Annotated in this window: 18 protein-coding genes and 2 pseudogenes; 9 read left to right on the forward strand and 11 right to left on the reverse strand. The window is 72.6% G+C overall.

Annotation, left to right across the window (positions count from 1 at the left end):
- The first annotated feature begins 541 nt into the window (after nucleotides 1-541).
- A complete protein-coding gene (locus JL475_RS19725; protein WP_202279126.1) occupies nucleotides 542-1,144 on the forward strand; it encodes a hypothetical protein in 603 nt (200 codons plus the stop codon).
- A gap of 39 nt (nucleotides 1,145-1,183) precedes the next feature.
- Here JL475_RS19725 and soxR read toward each other — a convergent pair whose 3' ends face one another.
- Complete coding sequence (soxR, locus tag JL475_RS19730; RefSeq protein ID WP_307825107.1) at nucleotides 1,184-1,708, reverse strand: redox-sensitive transcriptional activator SoxR; 525 nt, start codon at nucleotides 1,706-1,708, stop codon at nucleotides 1,184-1,186.
- Between the two features lie 132 nt (nucleotides 1,709-1,840).
- Here soxR and JL475_RS19735 point away from each other — a divergent pair, with 132 nt between their 5' ends.
- Nucleotides 1,841-2,302, forward strand: coding sequence for a MaoC family dehydratase (locus tag JL475_RS19735; protein WP_109380518.1), 462 nt, complete (start codon nucleotides 1,841-1,843; stop codon nucleotides 2,300-2,302).
- Here the strand turns inward: JL475_RS19735 and JL475_RS19740 are convergent.
- The 3 genes from JL475_RS19740 to JL475_RS19750 form a co-directional block, all read right to left on the reverse strand.
- Complete coding sequence (locus JL475_RS19740; RefSeq protein WP_202279104.1) at nucleotides 2,293-2,937, reverse strand: TetR/AcrR family transcriptional regulator; 645 nt, start codon at nucleotides 2,935-2,937, stop codon at nucleotides 2,293-2,295. The two genes, JL475_RS19735 and JL475_RS19740, sit on opposite strands and share 10 nt — an antisense overlap.
- Nucleotides 2,938-3,033: 96 nt before the next feature.
- Nucleotides 3,034-3,321 carry a YiaA/YiaB family inner membrane protein gene (locus tag JL475_RS19745; protein ID WP_202279105.1) on the reverse strand — a complete coding sequence of 96 codons (288 nt, stop codon included), beginning with the start codon at nucleotides 3,319-3,321 and terminating at the stop codon, nucleotides 3,034-3,036.
- Between the two features lie 59 nt (nucleotides 3,322-3,380).
- On the reverse strand, nucleotides 3,381-4,532 hold the full coding sequence (locus tag JL475_RS19750; RefSeq protein WP_202279106.1) for an acyl-CoA dehydrogenase family protein: 1,152 nt from the start codon (nucleotides 4,530-4,532) through the stop codon (nucleotides 3,381-3,383).
- A 60-nt stretch (nucleotides 4,533-4,592) separates the two neighbouring features.
- On the opposite strand from JL475_RS19750, the gene JL475_RS19755 reads away from it, so the two are divergent.
- Together JL475_RS19755 and JL475_RS19760 are read left to right on the forward strand one after the other, a co-directional pair.
- Nucleotides 4,593-5,237 (forward strand): TetR/AcrR family transcriptional regulator, encoded by a 645-nt coding sequence (locus tag JL475_RS19755; protein ID WP_202279107.1) that lies wholly within the window; start codon nucleotides 4,593-4,595, stop codon nucleotides 5,235-5,237.
- A gap of 78 nt (nucleotides 5,238-5,315) precedes the next feature.
- The gene (locus JL475_RS19760; RefSeq protein ID WP_202279108.1) at nucleotides 5,316-6,053 is read left to right on the forward strand and encodes a helix-turn-helix transcriptional regulator; all 738 of its coding nucleotides are present in this window, start codon (nucleotides 5,316-5,318) and stop codon (nucleotides 6,051-6,053) included.
- A 51-nt stretch (nucleotides 6,054-6,104) separates the two neighbouring features.
- On the opposite strand, the gene JL475_RS19765 is transcribed toward JL475_RS19760, so the two are convergent.
- The 4 genes and pseudogenes from JL475_RS19765 to JL475_RS19780 form a co-directional block, all read right to left on the reverse strand.
- Nucleotides 6,105-7,190, reverse strand: a complete 1,086-nt coding sequence (locus tag JL475_RS19765) for a zinc-binding dehydrogenase (protein ID WP_202279109.1) — start codon at nucleotides 7,188-7,190, stop codon at nucleotides 6,105-6,107.
- A gap of 15 nt (nucleotides 7,191-7,205) precedes the next feature.
- Nucleotides 7,206-8,594: an aldehyde dehydrogenase family protein gene (locus JL475_RS19770; RefSeq protein WP_202279110.1), complete on the reverse strand. Its 1,389-nt coding sequence runs from the start codon at nucleotides 8,592-8,594 to the stop codon at nucleotides 7,206-7,208.
- 187 nt (nucleotides 8,595-8,781) lie between these two features.
- Entirely contained in the window at nucleotides 8,782-10,050 is a 1,269-nt protein-coding gene (locus tag JL475_RS19775; protein WP_202279111.1) for an MFS transporter, read from the reverse strand.
- A gap of 32 nt (nucleotides 10,051-10,082) precedes the next feature.
- Nucleotides 10,083-10,241, reverse strand: a pseudogene (locus JL475_RS19780) (citrate:proton symporter); the annotation flags it as partial.
- A 182-nt stretch (nucleotides 10,242-10,423) separates the two neighbouring features.
- Between JL475_RS19780 and hmgA the strand changes: the two are divergent.
- From hmgA to JL475_RS19795, 3 genes are read left to right on the forward strand one after another with little or no spacing between them, the layout of a single operon-like run.
- Nucleotides 10,424-11,776, forward strand: a complete 1,353-nt coding sequence (gene hmgA / locus JL475_RS19785; protein WP_202279112.1) for a homogentisate 1,2-dioxygenase — start codon at nucleotides 10,424-10,426, stop codon at nucleotides 11,774-11,776.
- 28 nt (nucleotides 11,777-11,804) lie between these two features.
- A complete protein-coding gene (locus tag JL475_RS19790; RefSeq protein ID WP_202279113.1) occupies nucleotides 11,805-12,554 on the forward strand; it encodes a GntR family transcriptional regulator in 750 nt (249 codons plus the stop codon).
- Nucleotides 12,555-12,594: 40 nt separating this feature from the next.
- Nucleotides 12,595-13,860, forward strand: coding sequence for a type ISP restriction/modification enzyme (locus JL475_RS19795; RefSeq protein WP_202279114.1), 1,266 nt, complete (start codon nucleotides 12,595-12,597; stop codon nucleotides 13,858-13,860).
- A gap of 225 nt (nucleotides 13,861-14,085) precedes the next feature.
- On the opposite strand, the gene JL475_RS19800 is transcribed toward JL475_RS19795, so the two are convergent.
- The 3 genes from JL475_RS19800 to JL475_RS19810 form a co-directional block, all read right to left on the reverse strand.
- Nucleotides 14,086-14,349: a hypothetical protein gene (locus JL475_RS19800; RefSeq protein WP_202279115.1), complete on the reverse strand. Its 264-nt coding sequence runs from the start codon at nucleotides 14,347-14,349 to the stop codon at nucleotides 14,086-14,088.
- A gap of 122 nt (nucleotides 14,350-14,471) precedes the next feature.
- Nucleotides 14,472-15,308 carry an anti-sigma factor gene (locus JL475_RS19805; RefSeq protein ID WP_202279116.1) on the reverse strand — a complete coding sequence of 279 codons (837 nt, stop codon included), beginning with the start codon at nucleotides 15,306-15,308 and terminating at the stop codon, nucleotides 14,472-14,474.
- Nucleotides 15,305-15,850: a sigma-70 family RNA polymerase sigma factor gene (locus tag JL475_RS19810; protein WP_202279117.1), complete on the reverse strand. Its 546-nt coding sequence runs from the start codon at nucleotides 15,848-15,850 to the stop codon at nucleotides 15,305-15,307. Before JL475_RS19810 ends, JL475_RS19805 begins: the two co-directional genes overlap by 4 nt.
- A gap of 222 nt (nucleotides 15,851-16,072) precedes the next feature.
- On the opposite strand from JL475_RS19810, the gene JL475_RS19815 reads away from it, so the two are divergent.
- On the forward strand, nucleotides 16,073-17,605 hold the full coding sequence (locus tag JL475_RS19815; protein WP_202279118.1) for a DUF4331 domain-containing protein: 1,533 nt from the start codon (nucleotides 16,073-16,075) through the stop codon (nucleotides 17,603-17,605).
- 55 nt (nucleotides 17,606-17,660) lie between these two features.
- Nucleotides 17,661-17,862 (forward strand): annotated as a pseudogene (locus JL475_RS40120) (hypothetical protein); the annotation flags it as partial.

The following is a 17,862-nucleotide window of genomic DNA, read 5'->3' on the forward strand; positions in this document are numbered from 1 at the left end:
GCTCGCCGCCGTCCGGCTTCCGCATGCCGGTCGTCCACCTGCTCACCGAGCACCACCCGCACGTCGTCCACCTCTGCCACCTGCGGCGATGCCGCCTCGGCCGCGTCCACCGGGCACAGCGGGGGATCAGGGGAGCGATCGGTGCGCATAACGTCGCGTTCTTCAGGAACCCGTGGGGGCCGCGGGGAGTTCTCAGACTGTCGAGGGGTGTGCGCGGTGCGCCGCGGCACGGGGGCTCCTCCCGACGGGGACGGGGCGGGACGCTACCGCCGGCGTCCCCGCGATGGAAGGTGAACACGCGTCACTTTCCGCTGCGGTGGCGCTGGAGCTGATCACGAGGGGCCACAACTGAATCATCGGACACGGGAGTTGACCGGTGACTCACCACGACCGACCGATGGCCGGCCCGTGACCGCCCGACAGGGGGCCGTCGAAAAAAGATGGAGCCGATTCGCGTGTCGATACGTCTACTCGACGACGTCCGTTCGACGACGCCGAAGTGACCGGATTGCAGGTGCAGGTGTGACGGAGGTGCAGGATGATGGCCGGTTTCCGAAGTCTGGCGAGACAGGTCCGCGATCCACGGTGCGACCTGGCGCTGCGGCGCTATTCGCTGCGCAAGTGCCTTGAGCGATTCGCTCCGTACGGGCACAGGGCGACCTGGGACCATCTGTGCTCACGTGCCGGGTTCGATCCCGAGGACCGCTCCGTCGACCCGGTGCGGCTCGTGGCCGCACTGGACGAACTGGAGGAGGCCCGGGCGGTCTGGCAGTCCTACGAGGTCGAGTTCGCCGAGCGCCGCAGGAAGGAGAAGCACGACGGCCTGCGCAGGCCGGGCAGCGTGGACGACTGGCACCGGCTGACCTGGGGCGGTTTCGGCGTGGCCTGGTGCGACGACCCGCGAGTACATCCGCGTGAGCCGCTGGCCGAGGTGCTGCGACGACTGATCGCCGCGCTGGAACGAGAACCGGGTTCGGCCTGCCCCGTGTGCCGGGGGGAACGGCTCATGTGGCGGTACGACCTGGACCACGAGCCGTCGACGGGCCCGGTCTGCACGGACTGCGGAATCCTGGTGCCGCGCCCCGTCCTGACCGCCGGGGCACTGGCGGGCGCCAGGCGGTCGAAACTGCTGGTGTCGGCCTGAGAGGTGTGGGGGCGCGCCGGGGATGCCGCGCCCCCACTGTCACACGGACCCTCGTCCGGGCGGGACCCGGCCCGCCCGGTTGCCCGGCCGTCCGCCTGCTGTGCCCTCGGGGTTCTCGGGCAGCAGTCGGGAGCCTGTCAGGCGTTCGCCGAAGACGTCGTCCGGGTTGGACAGGACGCAGGTGTCCAGCGAGAGGCAGCCGCAGCCGATGCAGTCGGTGAGGTGGTCGCGCAGCCGGTTGAGCTGCTTGATGCGCTCGTCCAGTTCGGCGCGCCATGCCTCGGAGAGATGTGCCCAGTCGCCCCGGGTGGGAGTACGTTCCTGAGGGAGCGCGGCGAGCGCCCCGCGGATCGTCGCGAGCGGGATGCCGACGCGCTGGGCGGCCCGGATGAACGCCACCCGGCGGAGGGCGTCACGGCTGTAGCGGCGCTGGTTGCCCGCGGTGCGACGACTGCTGATCAGGCCCTTCGACTCGTAGAAGTGCAGGGCCGACACGGCGGCGCCGCTGCGCGCGGAGAGCTGGCCGACCGTGAGTTCGTGGATCTTCTCCGGAATCTGGGGCACCCGTCGAAGCCTACCCGTCCCGCACGGCGCCGGTCCGTTGACAAGGGCCGCACCGCCGACCATGCTAAGCAGTCGCTTAGACAGACGCGCGCGGGTGGGCGCGTGCGATCACGTGACGCGAAAGGCCGGGACATGGCAGAGCCGAGAATCTTCACGTCCGTCGACGACCTGAAGGCGGCGGTGGGCGAGCAGCTGGGGTACACGGACTGGCTGGAGGTCGACCAGAAGCGGATCGACCTGTTCGCCGAGGCCACCGGTGATCACCAGTGGATCCATGTCGATCCGGAGAAGGCGGCGGCCGGGCCGTTCGGCACGACCATCGCGCACGGCTATCTGACGCTGTCGCTGCTTCCGCTGTTCGGCCCGCAGCTGCTCTCCGTCGAGGGCGTGAAGATGGGCGTCAACTACGGCACGAACAAGGTGCGCTTCCCCGCGCCCGTCCCCGTCGGGTCGCGGGTGCGCGCCACCGCGAAGGTCACCGCCGTCGACGAGGTGGCGGGCGGCGTCCAGGTGACCACGGCCTTCACCGTGGAGCGCGAGGGCGGCGAGAAGCCGGTGTGCGTGGCCGAGTCGGTGGCCCGCTACTACCTCTGAACGGTGCCCGTCCGGTCGGCGCCGACCATCCGCAGCACGAGATCGGCGTAGAGGGCGCCGACCTCCTCGGGGGTCCGGGCGCCGTTGATGTTGAACCAGCGCGCCACGTCGACACAGAGGGAGAGCACGGCGCGGGTGGTGCCCCGCACGTCGGGGACGTCGAACTCGCCCGTGCGCACGCCCTCCTCGATGATCCCGCGCACCTCGGCGTCGACCTGCCTGCGCAGGGCGATGATCTCGGCGCGGGCGTCGGGACCGAGCGAGTCGAGTTCGTACTGCACGACCCGCGCGGTGGTACGCCCGCCGGCGTGCCAGCGGACGAAGGAGCTCACCGCGTCGGCGAGCCGTTCGGTCGGGCTGCCTTCGGCACGGGCCGCGGTGCGCAGGATGTCCACGGCCTTCTCGTGGCCGATCCTGCTGATGCGGTGGAGCAGCTCTTCCTTGGTCTTGTAGTGGATGTAGAGCGCGGCCGGGCTCATGCCGGCGCGGCCCGCGATGTCGCGGGTCGTCGTGGCGTGGTAGCCGCGTTCCGCGAACGCCTCCACGGCGGCGAGCAGCAGCCGTCGTGCCGCGTCGGGCGTGACCTCACCCCACGGCTGCGCCTCACCGCCGGCCGTGTCCTCCGCCGCACTCATCGCTCACCCCATTCGCTGACAGGGGTAACACCATACCGGCAAGGGTGAGCGGTCGCTTAGGGCCGGTCCGCCGGAGGATCCCCGGCAGGCCCCGTGTCAGAGCTTCTGCAGCGGGTCGTGTTCGGCGAGGAGCTTCTCCAGGCGGGCCTGGTCGACACGGTTCACGATCTGCCCGGCCTCCTGACGGTCACGGATGACCTTGGCCAGGGTGAAGGCGGAGGTGACGAGGTACAGGACCGCGATGCCCAGGAAGGCGCGGACCCAGGCGTCGGCCTCGAGGTTGAAGATGCCGACCGCGGTGGCGGCCATAGCCACTCCGAAGGACGCCACGGCCTGACCGTAGAAGGCGGCCGTGCTCTGCTGCTTGACCGGTGTGTCGCTCATGGGGACAAGAATCGGCGGATGTGGCCGCGGCCACATCCGCTCGGATACTCAGGCGGTACTCAGAACGCCGAGACCCCGGTCAGGGCGCGTCCGATGACCAGTTTCTGGATCTGGCTGGTGCCCTCGTAGAGGGTCATGACACGGGCGTCGCGCAGCAGCTTGCCCGCCGGGTACTCGTCGATGTAGCCGTAACCGCCGTGGACCTGGAGGGCGTTGTTCGCGGCGCGGACGGCCGCCTCCGAGGCGAAGAGCTTGGCCTTGGAGGACTCCACGGCGAACGGCCGTCCGCGGTCGATCAGGTCCGCGACCCGCCAGGTCAGCAGCCGGGCGGCGTCGACGTCCACGGCGATGTCGCTGATCAGCTCCTGGACGAGCTGGTGGTGGGCGATGGTCTTCCCGAACTGCTCGCGCTCTCCCGCGTACCGCACGGCGGCGTCGAGCGCGGCCTGGGCTATGCCGACACAGCCCGCCGCGACCGACATGCGCCCCTTGGCGAGGGCGGACATGGCGACCGGGAAACCCTTGCCCTCGGGGCCCAGCATCGCGGACGCGGGCACGCGCACGTCCTCCAGCACCAGCTCGGCGGTGGCCTGACCGCGCAGACCGAGCTTGCCGTGCAGGGCGCGACGCGTCAGTCCGGGGGTGTCGGCGGGAACGAGGAAGGCGGACATCCCCTTGTGGCCGGGGGCGTCGGTGGAACGGGCGAAGAGCAGGACCACGTCGGCCCAGGTGCCGTTGGTGATGAACATCTTGGTGCCGTTGATGACGTAGTCCCCACCGTCGCGCACCGCGCGGGTGGAGACCTCGCCGGCGTCGGAACCCGTGCCCGGCTCGGTGAGGCCGAAGCAGCCGACGTACGCGCCCGAGGTGAGTCCGGGAAGCCAGGTCCGCTTCTGCTCCTCGTCGCCCCAGGCGGCGACCGTCTTGGCGACCAGCCCCAGGGACACGGAGACGATCCCGCGCACCGAGGAGTCGCCGCGGCCCAGTTCCTCGGTGACCAGGCAGTACGCGAGGTGGTCGCCGCCGCAGCCCCCGTACCGCTCGTCGATCGTCAGCCCGAGGAACCCGACCTCGCCGAGCTTCTTCACGATGCCGCGGTCGACCTCCTCGGCCCGGTCCCAGGCCGTGGCGTGGGGGACGACCTCCCGCTCGACGAAGTCCCTGGCGAGCCGGCGGACTGCGCTGTGCTCCTCACCGAGCTCCAGGTTCATGACGGCCACCTCATCTAATTAGCACTGCTAGTTTTTCGATGCAGCCCTACTATGTGCGCCATGGCCCGACCGCGCAAGCCCCTGCTCAGCCCCGACCGGATCGTCGAGACGGCCCGTGCGCTCGTGGACGCGGAGGGCCTCGCAGCCGTCTCGACGCGGCGGCTCGCCGCACAGCTGGGGGTCAGCGGGCCCTCGCTGTACAACCACTTCCGCACCAAGGACGAGATCCTCGAGGCGGTGGCCGACTCGGTGAGCGCGCTGGTCGACCTGTCGATGTTCGAGGACGGCCGGGACTGGCGGACCGCGCTGCACGACTGGGCCGTCTCCTACCGCGCCGCACTGCGCGACCACCCCAACATCGTGCCGGTCATGGCGCGCGGCCCCGGCCGCCGCCCGGCCGGCCTGCGGCTCGCCGACGCGGTCTACGGCGCGATGGTCGACGCCGGCTGGCCGCCGGCGCAGGCCACGTCCATCGGTGCGCTGATGCGGTACTTCATCATGGGCTCGGCGCTCGGTTCCTTCGCGGGCGGTTTCGTGGACGACGCCGGCGCCTACGATCCCGCCGACTACCCCCACCTCGGGCAGGCCCATCTGCTCGCCGAGAAGCAGGAGAAGATCGACGAGCGGGCCTTCGAGACCGGACTGACGGCCCTGCTGGACGGTCTGGCCGAGCAGTACGAGCAGGTGCGGGGCGGCACGGTTTAGACGCGTACGGCGCTACGGGGGGCGGCGGGGGCAGGGGGCGGTGGCTGCGCGGACGGTTCGGCCGGCGCCGAAGGGTCCGTGCCGCATGCTGGGGCGCATGACGTCGAAGGACCCCCGGGCCCCCGGGCCCCCGGGCTCGCCCGGCTCGCCGGGCTGATCGCCGACGAGACACGGGCCGCGTGCCTGCTGGCCCTGCTGGACGGCCGGGCGTGGACGGCGGGCGAGCTGGCGCGGCACGCGGGCGTCGCCCCGTCCACGCTGAGCGAGCACCTGGGCAAGCTGGTCGCCGGCGGGCTGCTCGCCGAGGACCGGCAGGGCCGGCACCGGTACGTACGGCTCGCCGACGCGCGGGCCGCCCGACTGGTGGAGGAACTGGCCGGGCAGGTCGCCCCGGACGCGGCCGTGCGTCCGCGCACCCTGCGGCAGGCCGGCGCGGACTCGGCGATGGCCCGTGGACGCACCTGCTACGACCATCTCGCCGGCCGGCTCGGCATCGCGGTGACGGACGCGTTCACCGCACGCGGACTGCTCCGCCGGGACACCGGGTTCGCACTCACCGACGCGGGCCTGCGCTGGTTCGACGCCCTCGGCGTCGGACTCGACCGCCGCGCCCGCCGCCCGCTGGCCCGCGCCTGCCTCGACTGGACGGAACGCCGCCACCACCTCGCCGGAGTCGCCGGCGCGGCTCTGTGCCGGCACGCCCTGGACGCACGGTGGTGTGTCCGCATCGGCTCCGAGCGCGCGGTGAAGGTGACGGAGACGGGCGAGCGGGCGCTGTCCGAACTGCTGGGGATCGAGGAAGCGGCCCTGCGCTGACCGGCGCCCCGCCGTACCGCCCCCTACCACGCCCCAGCGCCTCGGCAGGCGCTAGAAGACCACCAGGGCTCGTCCGCCCTTGCCCGCCGACATGGTGTCGAAGGCCGCCGGGATGCCGTCCAGGGTGATCCGTTCCGTCACCAGGGCGCCCGGGTCTAGACGGCCCGCTCGGATGTGCCCGCCGAGGACGGGGAGGTCCCGGGCGGGGTCGGAGTTGCCGTAGACGCAGCCGGACAGGGTTCTGCCCCAGTGGAAGATCTCCAGGGCGTTGAAGGTGACCTGCTGGTCCTTGCCCCCGATGCCGACGACCGTGGTGCGGCCGCCACGCCGGGTGGAGTCCCAGGCGGTGCGGATGGTGGTCGCGCGGCCGACGCATTCGACCGCCGCGTCCACGCCCTGTTTCCCGGTGAGGGAACGGATCTCGCGGGCCGTGGTGTCCGAGGCGACGAGATAGTCGGTCGCCCCGGCGGAGCGCGCCAGTTCCTCCTTGGCCGGGGAGACGTCGACCGCGACGATCGTCGTCGCGCCGGCGAGCCGGGCCGACTGGAGGGCGGCGAGGCCCACTCCCCCGACACCGAACACCGCGACCGACTCGCCCGGCCGGACGTGCGCGCAGTGGTGGACGGCGCCGTAGCCGGTGAGCACGGCGCACCCCAGCAGGGCGGCGTCGGTGAGCGGGACGCCGTCCGGAGCGGGCAGGACGCAGGACGCGGGCACCACCGTCTCCTCGGCGAAGGCTGCGACGTTCAGGCCGGGGTGCAGCGGGGTGCCGTCGTCGGCGCGGTGGGCGTGCACCCGGGCGGCGCCGCTCAGGGCGTCGGCGCACAGCCACACCTCGCCGCGTGCGCAGGCGGGGCAGGCGCCGCAGGAGGGCGCCCAGTTGAGGACGACGCCGTCGCCGGGAGCGACCCGGGTGACGCCCTCGCCGACGGAGACGACCGTGCCGGCGCCCTCATGGCCGAGCACGGCCGGGACGGGGAGGCGCATGGTGCCGTCGGCCAGGGACAGGTCGGAGTGGCAGACACCGGCGGCGGCGAGCCGGACCCGGACCTGGCCGGGGCCGGGCTCGGGCAGGTCGATCCCCGTGGTCTCCAACGGGGCGTCGACGGCGGACAGTACGGCGGCGCGGACGGCCATGATGGATGGACTCCCCTAGAACTGGAGGGACTTGGTCTGGAGGTACTCGGTCAGGCCGTGCACGCCGAGTTCGCGCCCCACGCCCGACTGCTTGTAACCCCCGAACGGCGCGAGGGGGTTGAAGCGGCCACCGTTGATGTCGACCTGACCGGCCTCCATGCGGCGGGCGAACGCCGCCGCCTCGGCCTCGTCGCCGGCCCAGACCGCACCGGCGAGTCCGTAGACGGTGCCGTTGGCGATGCGCAGGGCGTCCTCCTCGTCCTCGTAGCGCAGGACGGACAGGACGGGCCCGAAGATCTCCTCCTGGGCGATCGTCATGTCCGGGGTGACGTCGGCGAAGACGGTGGGGCTGACGAAGCACCCCTTCTCGGGCGGGGCGTCGGGGCCGCCTGCGACCAGGCGCGCGCCCTCGGCGACGCCCTTCTCGATGTAGCCGCGCACGCGTTCCTGCTGCTTGGCGTTGACGAGGGGGCCGATGCGGTCGCCGTACTTCGCGGCGGCGGCCGCGGCGAGCTCGACGGCCTCGTCGTACTGGTCGCGGTGGACCAGCATGCGGGTCCAGGCGCTGCACGTCTGGCCGGAGTTGGACATCACGTTGGCGACCCCGACGTTGACCGCCCGGGCCAGATCGGCGCCGGGGAGGATCACGTTGGCCGACTTGCCGCCCAGTTCGAGGGCGACCTTCTTGACCGCGCCCGCGGCGACGGCGCCGATCCGGCGGCCGACGGCGGTGGAGCCGGTGAAGGAGACCAGGTCGACGCCCGGGTGTTCGGCGAGGGCCTGGCCGGCCACCGGGCCGAGGCCGGTGACCAGGTTGAACACACCGGCCGGAACCCCCGCCTCGTGCACCGCCTCCGCGAAGAGCCGGGCGACCAGCGGGGTGTCCTCGGCGGGCTTGACGACGATCGTGCAGCCGGCGGCGAGGGCCGGGGCGGCCTTCGCGACGATCTGGTGGAGGGGGTAGTTCCAGGGCGTGATCGCGCCGACCACACCGACCGGTTCGTGCAGGACGGTCGAGTTGCCCGTCCTCTCCTCGAAGGGGTACGTCGCCGCCAGCTCGGCATACGAGCCCGCCACCGCGACGGGCACGCCCGCGTGCACGGTCTGCGAGAGCTTCAGGGGTGCGCCGAGCTCGGCCGTCACCGTCCGGGCGATCTCCTCCTGCCAGGCCACCAGCACGTCACGGAGGGCGGCGAGGCGGGCGGCGCGCTCGGCGGGCGGGGTTGCGGCCCAGGCCGGCAGGGCGGCACGGGCGGCCCGTACGGCGGCGTCCACGTCCTCGGCGGTGCCCGCGGGGACGGTGGCGATCACCTGCCCGTCGGCCGGGTTCACGACCTCGATCACGTCCGGGCCGGCGGCAGGGCGCCAGGCACCGTCGATGTACATGCCGTCGTATGCCTTCATCGCGCTTCCTCCGGGGCAGGGGTCGACGTCCGCCACATAAACTAGCGATGCTAATTTCCTGGCGCCAGAGGGACCGTGTCACTCGTTCGGGTAGGGCCAGCCGTGCCTGGGCGGCCGCGGTCGCCGTGCCGGCCGAAGACGGACAGGCGGGCGGTGCCGGCGCCCGGAACGGAGCGGACGAACGCGTTCAGCCCGATCGACGTGGCGCGTCGGCGCGTCTCGCGTCGGCCGGGGACCCTTCGCCGGCCGAGGACCCTTCGCCAGGTGCCGGTGGGCCGCTCCGCTCCGCCGGCCGGGACGGTGCGCGCAGCGCCACCCCCGCGGAGAGGAGCAGCAGCGCGCCCAGCATGACGAACGGGGCCGCCACGCCCGCCGCTCCGGCGATCAGGCCGGCCGCGGCGGGGGCGGCGGCCTGGCCCAGCCGGTTGCCGGTCAGGCGGAGGGCCAGAGCGGTGGAGCGCGCGCCGGCCGGGGATGCCTGGACGACCGTCGTCATGGAGAGCGGCTGGCCGACGCCCAGGCAGAAGCCGAGCACCGCCAGCATCACCGCCAGGGCCCACACCGGCACCGGCAGGGCGATGCCCGCGCAGAGCAGTGCCGCCAGCAGACAGGTCACCGTCAGCAGCAGGGTGCGGCCGAGCAGCCGCAGCAGCGGGGTGAGGACCAGCCGGCAGGCGATGGTGGCCGCGGCCCGCAGGCTGAGCAGAAGACCGATGACGGACGGGGCGATGCCCCGCTGCTCTCCGACCACCGGCAGGTAGGCGGTGAGGATGTCAGTGGCGGACAGCACGGCCAGGCTGACGAAGATGCCGGCGGGCACCCCCCGGGCCCGCAGGATGCGCCCGACCGGGACGCGCGCGCCCGGTGCCGGACGGGACCCGGGCGGCGTCGGACGCTCTGTGCGCCACAGCGAGGTGAACGCCATCGCCGCCCCCGCGCCCGCCGCCAGCAGGGCGAACGCACTGCCGGCTGCCCTGTCGGCGCCGCCGACCAGCGCGCCCGCCGCGATCGGGCCGATCAGCTGCCCGAGGGAGGCGCCGATGGTGAAGTGGCCGAAGTTGCGGTCCTGTTCGTGCGGCGCGGACCGGCGGGCGACGAGCGACTGCGCGCCGATGACGAAGCAGAGGTGGCCGAGCCCCATCACCCCGCTCCACAGGGCCATCGCCCACAGGGAGCCGGCGAGCCCGCTCAGGGCGCAGCCGCCGGCGATGAGGACCACACCGACGGACAGCAGGGGCGCGCAGCGGCCGTGGTCGGTGCGCCGGCCGAGCGGCACGGCGGCGAACAGGGGCAGCAGCGCGTACACCCCGGCGATCACACCGACCGCCCGCTCGTCCGCGCCCAGGGCGAGCGCCCGGTAGGAGACGGCGGGCCGGGCCATCGACACGGCCCCCTGCGCGAAGCTGAAGGCGATGACGAGGCGGAGCAGCCAGCCGCGGTTCCCACCGGGCGCCATGATCGGGTCCTCTCTCGAGCCGGGCCGGAGTCTCAGATGATGCCGAACAGGGTTCCCGCTGCGAGGATCACCGGACAGACCAGGGCCGCCCACTTCACCACGAACCGCGTGCGGTCGCCGAACTCGACCTTCGCCATGCCGGCCAGGACGTGGACCGCGGGGACGAGCGGGCTCGGCATGTGCGGGGGCCGGCGGGGCACGGGCTCCCGGATCCCCCTGGAGTCGGGTTCCCCCGTCCTCCACCAAGAGGAGGGCGCGCCCCGGGAGCGGGGACGGCCGCGACACGGGGGACGGGATCGCGCAACCCCCTTGCGCCGGGGAAACCTCAATCCTACGGTGTTGCATAGGAATCGCACGCAAGGGAGCAGCGAAGATGAGCGATGGGGGCACCGTCCGCGCGAGCGCATTCGAGCGTGGGGGAGCACGCAAGGCCGCCGAGGGACTCGACCACCTCTCCGGTTTCGGCAACGAGCACAGCTCCGAGGCGATCCCGGGCGCCCTGCCCGAGGGGCGCAACTCACCTCAGCGCGCGCCGCTCGGGCTGTACGCGGAGCAGCTGAGCGGTACGGCGTTCACCGAGCCGCGGGCCGAGAACCGCCGCTCCTGGCTGTACCGGATCCGCCCGTCGGCCGCGCACCCGGCGTTCACCCGCACGGGCAACGGCGCGATCCGCACCGCGCCCTTCACCCAGACCGTGCCCGACCCCAACCGCCTGCGCTGGAACCCGCTGCCCGCGCCGACGGAGGGCACCGACTTCCTGGCCGGCCTGTGGACGCTGGGCGGCAACGGCGACGTCACCCAGCGCACCGGAACGGCGGTGCACCTCTACCACGCGACCGCCTCGATGGACCGGGTGTTCAGCGACGCCGACGGTGAGCTGCTGATCGTCCCGGAGCAGGGCGGGCTGCTGCTGCGCACGGAGTTCGGGCTGCTGCATGTGGAGCCGGGACACATCGCGCTGATCCCTCGCGGGGTGCGTTTCCGTGTGGAGCTGCTGGACGCCTCGGCCCGCGGTTATGTGTGCGAGAACTACGGGGCGCCGTTCCGGCTCCCCGACCTCGGTCCGATCGGCGCCAACGGGCTGGCCAACGCCCGGGACTTCCGGGCCCCGGTCGCCGCGTACGAGGACGTCGAGGGGCCGGTGGAGGTGGTGAACAAGTTCTGCGGCAACCTGTGGTCGGCCACCTATGACCACTCCCCGCTGGATGTCGTCGCCTGGCACGGCAACCATGTGCCGTACGCCTACGACCTGCGCCGTTTCAATGTGATGGGCACCATCTCGTACGACCACCCGGATCCGTCGATCTTCACGGTGCTGACCTCGCCGAGCGACACCCCGGGGCTGGCCGGGGTGGATTTCGTGGTCTTCGCCCCGCGCTGGCTGGTGGGCGAGGACACCTTCCGTCCGCCGTACTTCCACCGGAACGTGATGAGCGAGTACATGGGCCTGATCGAGGGCGCGTACGACGCGAAGGCGGAGGGCTTCGTCCCCGGTGGGGGCTCGCTGCACAACATGATGTCGGCGCACGGCCCGGACCGGGAGACGTTCGAGCGGGCGAGCTCCGCCGAGCTGCGCCCGCAGAAGATCGACGACGGCCTGGCCTTCATGTTCGAGACCCGCTGGCCGCTTTCCCTGACCCCCCAGGCGGCCCGGGCGGAGCACCTGCAGCAGGGTTACGACAACGTGTGGCAGGGTCTCGAGCGTCACTTCCGCCCGTTGCACTGAACGTTCCCCGACCGGTACGGATGACCTCGTGACCTCCTTCGCTCCGGACTCGATCGTCCTGAACCGCAAGCTGCCGCTCTGGTACCAGGTGTCGCAGTCGCTGCGCGCCTCGATCCTCGGCCGCTCGCCCCAGGACCCGCTGCGCCTGCCCACCGAGGAACAGCTGGCCGGGCACTACGGGGTGAGCGTGCTGACCATGCGGCAGGCACTGAAGGAGCTGGAGGACGAGGGGCTGATCACGCGGCACCGCCGGCGCGGCACGTTCATCGAGCCGGACGCCCGGCGGGGCACCCCGGTACGCCTGCTGGGCTCGGTGGACGCGATCGTGGCCCAGCAGTCCGGTATGACGACCGAACTGCTGGAGCACGGTCCGGCGCCGGTGCCGGCCGAACTCGCCGAGTACTTCCCGGACCTGTCCGAGACGGCGGCGTACCACCGGCTGCGCAGCGACGAGAAAACGGGAGAGCCGACCAACCACGCCCGCAACTACGTCCGGCCCGAACTGGCCGCCCGTATCGACCTGGACGACCTGGTGCGCTGGCCGATGACCAAGGTGCTGCGGGATGCCGTCGGGGCGGACATCAGCCGCATCACGGACACGGTGGAGGCCCGGCTCGCGGACCCGGAGACGGCCCGGCTGCTCCAGGTCCCGCTGCTCAGTCCGATCCTGCACTACACCGGAATCACGTACGACACCGACGGCCGGCCCCTGGACGTGGCCGTCATCAACTACCGGGGCGACCGCTTCTCCTTCACGGTGACGCTGGACGCCACCTGATCCGCCGGCACCGGCTGCCCGCGGGGCCGAAGGCCGTACGATGCCCAGCGTGACGCACGACGACGCTCCGCTGCTGGCGGACCTCATGCCGTGGTCCGTCGCACCGCCGCGACTCGGCCGGGGGTGGCCGGCGGCCCCCGACCCGGCGGCCCTGAAGGCCCGTTGGGGCGCCCTGCTGAAGGCCGTGGGGCCCGACCGGGAGGCCCTGTTCCAGCCGACGCGTTCGCGGACGGTGCACACGGCGGTCGGGCAACTGCCGGGCCGGGCGGGCGGCACGGAGAAACTGGCGCGCGCCTCGGGCCCGTGCCCCGAGCCGGTCCGCGTGCTGCACTCACCCTTCGACGAGCAGTGGCTGATCCCCGACCAGCGGCTGATCGACGCGGCCCGCCCCGAACTGTGGCGGGTGACCGACGAGCGGCAGATCTTCGTCGTCGAGGCCACCGCGGGGCGGGGCGAACGCACACGGGGTGAACCCACGCGGAACGAACGCCCGCCGGGGGGACGTGCCGGGAGCGGTGGGGCCGGCGCCGACGACCCCGCCGGTCCGCTGCTGCTCGCCACGTCCCTGCTGCCGGTGCTTCGCCCCGGCCGTGTCCGCCCGCTGTACCGCCGGCCCGGAGGCACGGAACCGAACCTGGCCCCGGCCCTGTCCGAGCACCTCGCGGCACGGCTCGGCCGGGAGGTCCCGGCCGTCGACGTGCTCGCCTGGACGATGGCCGTGGTGCGCAACGGGCCCGGCGGGCTCGCGGTGCCGCTCACCGGGGACGCCGACGTGTGGGCCGCGGGCGTGGAGGTGGGTCACCGACTGCTGTGGCTGATGCGGCGCGACGGGGAGCGCCCCCGGCTCCCGGGCGGGCGCCGCCCCTACGTCCGGGCCCCGCTCCCCTCCCGACCGCTGACCGTGCGCTACGACCCCGACGAGGAGGCCCTGTTCCTCGACGAGGGCCGCATCTCACCGGTACCGTCGACGGCCTGGGAGTTCGAGGTGGCCGGGGTCCGGGTGCTGGAGCGGTGGTGCGCGGCCCGCACGGACGGGGCCGAGCCGGGCACCCTGGACGCGATCCGTCCGGCCGTCTGGCCGCAGACCTGGACCTCGGAGCTCCTGGAGCTGATCACGATCCTCGCACTCATGACCGAACTTCGCCCGCGTCAGGTCGCGTTGAGGGACCGCTTGGCGGCCGACCCGATCACGCCGACGGAACTGCGCCGGGTGGGCGTGCTCCCGGCGCCGAGAGCCGCGCATCGGCCCGCCTCGGTACTGGACGCCCACGAGGAGGGACCGGAGGGCCAACTCGCCCTGCTCTGACGCGTCGGCAGCGGCGCGACGCCCGGACGGCGGCCGAGGCGGATGCGACGGGCACAACGGGTGCGACGGGCGCGACGGGAGTCGACACGGCGGGCCCGTGGGCCGGGAAGGGGTGCGGAAGGGAGGGCGACGCGCTGGCGCTCGGGGATGTGCGTCGTGTGCCGTGGGGTGACAGGGGACGCGCGCGGTGCCGCGCCAGGACGGTGGGTCCGCCCGGGCGCGGGTCTAACGGCTGCCGAGCAGGGAGCGACGCAGCCGACGCAGCGGGGCGAAGAGCGAGACACGGCTCGTCCGTGCCCTCATGCCTCTGGCTCCGTTGTCGCGTGCGGTCAGCTCGCGCATCAGCGACGTCGCCTCGATCGTCTCCCGCTGCGGGACGGCGGGTCCCGCCAGCACCGAGAGGTGGCGGTCCAGGCGCGTACTGGTCGCGCTGCTTCCACAGGTGATCGCAGGGACCCTGGCCCTGCTGTGCACCGTTATCCGTTCCATGTCACTCCCCACCCGTACGAGTCCACCCCGGGCAGGGTAACCCTATCGCCCCGTACGGGCACTCGTGCATCGCGGGCCCAGGATTCACCTTCCCCGTAAGGAGGTTGACGAACACTCGACGGTTACTCTCCGAATCCGACCGCTTTCAGGGTGAGTTGGACGAAAGGCCGGGTGGTGGGCTGCGGTGACCCCCCGTCAGGCTCGACGGTCACCGCGAGTGACGTGGCGGATGTGTCGAGGTCGGAGGCGACCAGGGGCGTGTCGGTCTCGAAGAGCCCCAGGGAGCGCGGTTCGGCGCCCGGGCGCATCAGCCACAGTTGGCGCACACGTCCGTTCGGCGGGTTGCCGTATCCGCCGAGGGTGACGACCGCGCTCCCCGCCGATGCGGAAGCGATCACTCCGATCGTGCCGCCCTCCGCGCCCCGGCCGCTGCTCGCGCGGGCGTCCGGGGCCGCGAGAACGTGTGCGATCTCACGTGAACGGTCCCGTTCGGCGGTCAGCTCGTCCTGGGTCCGGTCCGCCTGGACGGCGAACAGCGAGGCGACGACGAGGGCCGCGGCGGCGGTGGCCGTCGCGAAGGGGACGAACAGCGGCGCCCCGCGCCGTTCACGGGCCGCCGGTACGGACTCGGCACCCCATACGTGGGGCGGCAGTTGCGGGGCCTGCGCGCGTGTCTGTTCCCGGGGCCCGGGCACGGCTTCGGGTGCGGGATCCTGCGGGGTGGTCCGCACGGCGGCCAGTACCCGGTCGCGCAGGGCGGACGGCGCCGGGGCGGCGGTGGACCAGGCGAGGCGGACGGCGTCCTCGGCCAGGACGCGCACCTCGGCGGCGCAGCGGCGGCAGCTGCTCAGGTGCTTCTCGAAGCGGACGCGCTCGGCGGGTTCCAGCGCGTCGAGCGCGTAGGGGGCGGCCAGGGAGTGGAGGTCTTCTCGGCGCAACAACCGGTCCAGGACGCTCATGCGGCACCTCCCAGGCAGTCGCGCAGCCGGGTGAGACCGTCGCGCATGCGTGTCTTGACCGTGCCCAACGGCAGGGAGAGCCGCTCGGCCACCTCACGGTAGGTGTAGCCGTCGTAGTAGGCGAGGGTGACCGACTGTCGTTGCAGGGCGGTGAGGCGGTCCAGGCAGCGGCGCACCCACTCGCGTTCCAGACCGGCCTCGACCTCCTCGGCGACCTGGTCGAAAGCGGGTCCGCTGCCGTGCCGGGCTGCTTCACGCCGCTCGCGCTCACCGGCCGCGCGGGCGCTGCGCACCCGGTCGACGGCCCGGCGGTGGGCGAGCGTGAGGACCCAGGACAGTGCGCTGCCCCGCCCGGGGTCGAACCGGGCGGCGGAGCGCCAGAGTTCGAGCAGCACCTCCTGCGCGACCTCCTCCGACTGGGCGGGATCGCGCACCACCCGCCGTACGAGCCCGTACACCGGTCCGGACACCAGCCCGTACAGCGTCTCGAATGCCTTCTGGTCGCCGCCGGCCACCCGCACCAGAAGCTCGTCCGCCTCCAACGCTCCCCCCCCTCTCCCGGCCCCGCGGGGGCCATCTGATCACCGAGGCGTTCGTCGTGATCATGCCTCCGGATGGGATTACGGATCAGCGGGCCGAAAACGCGGGTCGAACAGCGGGAAATAATACGGACGTTCCTCCCCGTCCCGACTTTCGACCAATCCGGCCAGGACTCCGCTCCGAATCCCGGTGCGTCAGGCAAGTTGGCACTGAGGACGGACGGCATGACACCTAACTCCAGGACCGGCGCGGGACGCAGCAGCCTCGCGACCCTGATCTGCGGCGCGCTGGCCGCCGGCGGCCTCGCCGCCGTCGGCGCGACCGCGCTGGAACCGGGGGCGGCCTCCGCCTCCAGCCACCGGGAGGCCCCACTGATCTCGGGCACCCCGCAGTACGACAACACCGATCTGTACGCGTTCGTCAGCCCCGACAAACCGGACACGACGACGATCATCGCGAACTGGATCCCGTTCGAGGAGCCGGCCGGCGGACCGAACTTCTTCACGTTCGCCGAGGACGCTCAGTACGACATCCACATCGACAACAACGGCGACGCGCAGGGCGAACTGCTCTTCCGCTACACCTTCAGGACGCACACGAAGAACGAGAAGACGTTCCTCTACAACACGGGTCCGGTCACCGGCCTGGACGACCCGGACCTCAACATCACCCAGACCTACGACATCGAGCTGCTGAAGCTGAAGGACCAGCACCCGGTGTCCCGTACGAAGATCGCGGACGACGTCCCGGTGGCGCCGTCGAACGTCGGCAAGGCGTCCATGCCGGACTACGGCACGCTCCGCGAGCAGGCCGTACACGAACTGGCGGGCGGCGCGACGACGTTCGCCGGCCAGGCCGACGACCCGTTCTTCCTGGACCTGCGCGTCTTCGACCTGCTGTACGGCGGGAACCTCTCCGAGGTCGGCAACGACACACTCAAGGGCTACAACGTCAACTCCCTGGCCCTCCAGGTCCCCACGCACATGATCACCGAGTCGGCGGACCAGCCGGTCGTCGGCATCTGGTCCACGACTCGGCGCAAGAACGCCAAGGGGGAGTTCACCCAGGTGTCGCGGCTGGGGAACCCGCTGGTGAACGAGGTCGTCAACCCCCTGAAGGACAAGGACACCTTCAACGCGTCCGCGCCGTGGGACGACGCCCGGTTCCTGAAGAACGTCACGCACCCGGAACTGCCGAAGCTCATCGAGGCGATCTACAAGATCGAGGCGCCCGCCGAGCCGCGCGACGACCTGGTCGACGTCTTCCTCAAGGGCGTCGAGGGGCTCAACCGGCCGCCGCACGTGACGCCGTCGGAGATGCTGCGCCTCAACACGTCGATCGAGCCGACGGCCGAACCGAAACGGCTCGGGGTGCTGGACGGGGACAACGCGGGCTTCCCCAACGGGCGGCGGCTGACCGACGACGTGATCGACGCGGCGCTCCAGGTGGTCGAGGGCGAGCTGGTCGGCGCGGAGAACGACCTGGGCGACGCGGTCGACGCCAACGACAAGGAGTTCGGCGCCTCGTTCCCGTATCTGGCCGACCCGACGGAGGGCTCGCGCGGTCCGCTCGCCGAGGGCGTGGACAGCGGCAACGACGTACGCAACCAGCTCGGTGACGCACTGCGGCCGGCCGGCGCCGAGGGCTTCGACGACACCACCCTGATCGCCGCGTCCGCCGGTGCGGGAGCCGGCGGGATCCTGCTGATCGGCGGGGGCCTGCTGTGGTGGCGCAGGATGCGCGGCCGGGCGTACTGACCGGCTCCGCGACCGCGGACGACTGAGGACGACCACCCGCAGACCGAGGAGAGACATGCCTCCGCGTACGAACGACCACGCCCCGGAGGGCGGCCGGGGCACCGGGCCCGCCGAGCCCACCGCACCACCGAGGACGGCGCGCGCGCAGCCGGGCGCCGAGGCCGGCCCCGGCGCCCGCACGGCCGCCCTGCGCCGGCATCCTGCCCGGCCATCACCTGCCGGAACCATTTCTGCTCCACCCCGGCCATGTGGCGCAC

It is taken from the genome of Streptomyces sp. M2CJ-2 (assembly GCF_016757295.1).
Classification (GTDB): Bacteria; Actinomycetota; Actinomycetes; order Streptomycetales; family Streptomycetaceae; genus Streptomyces.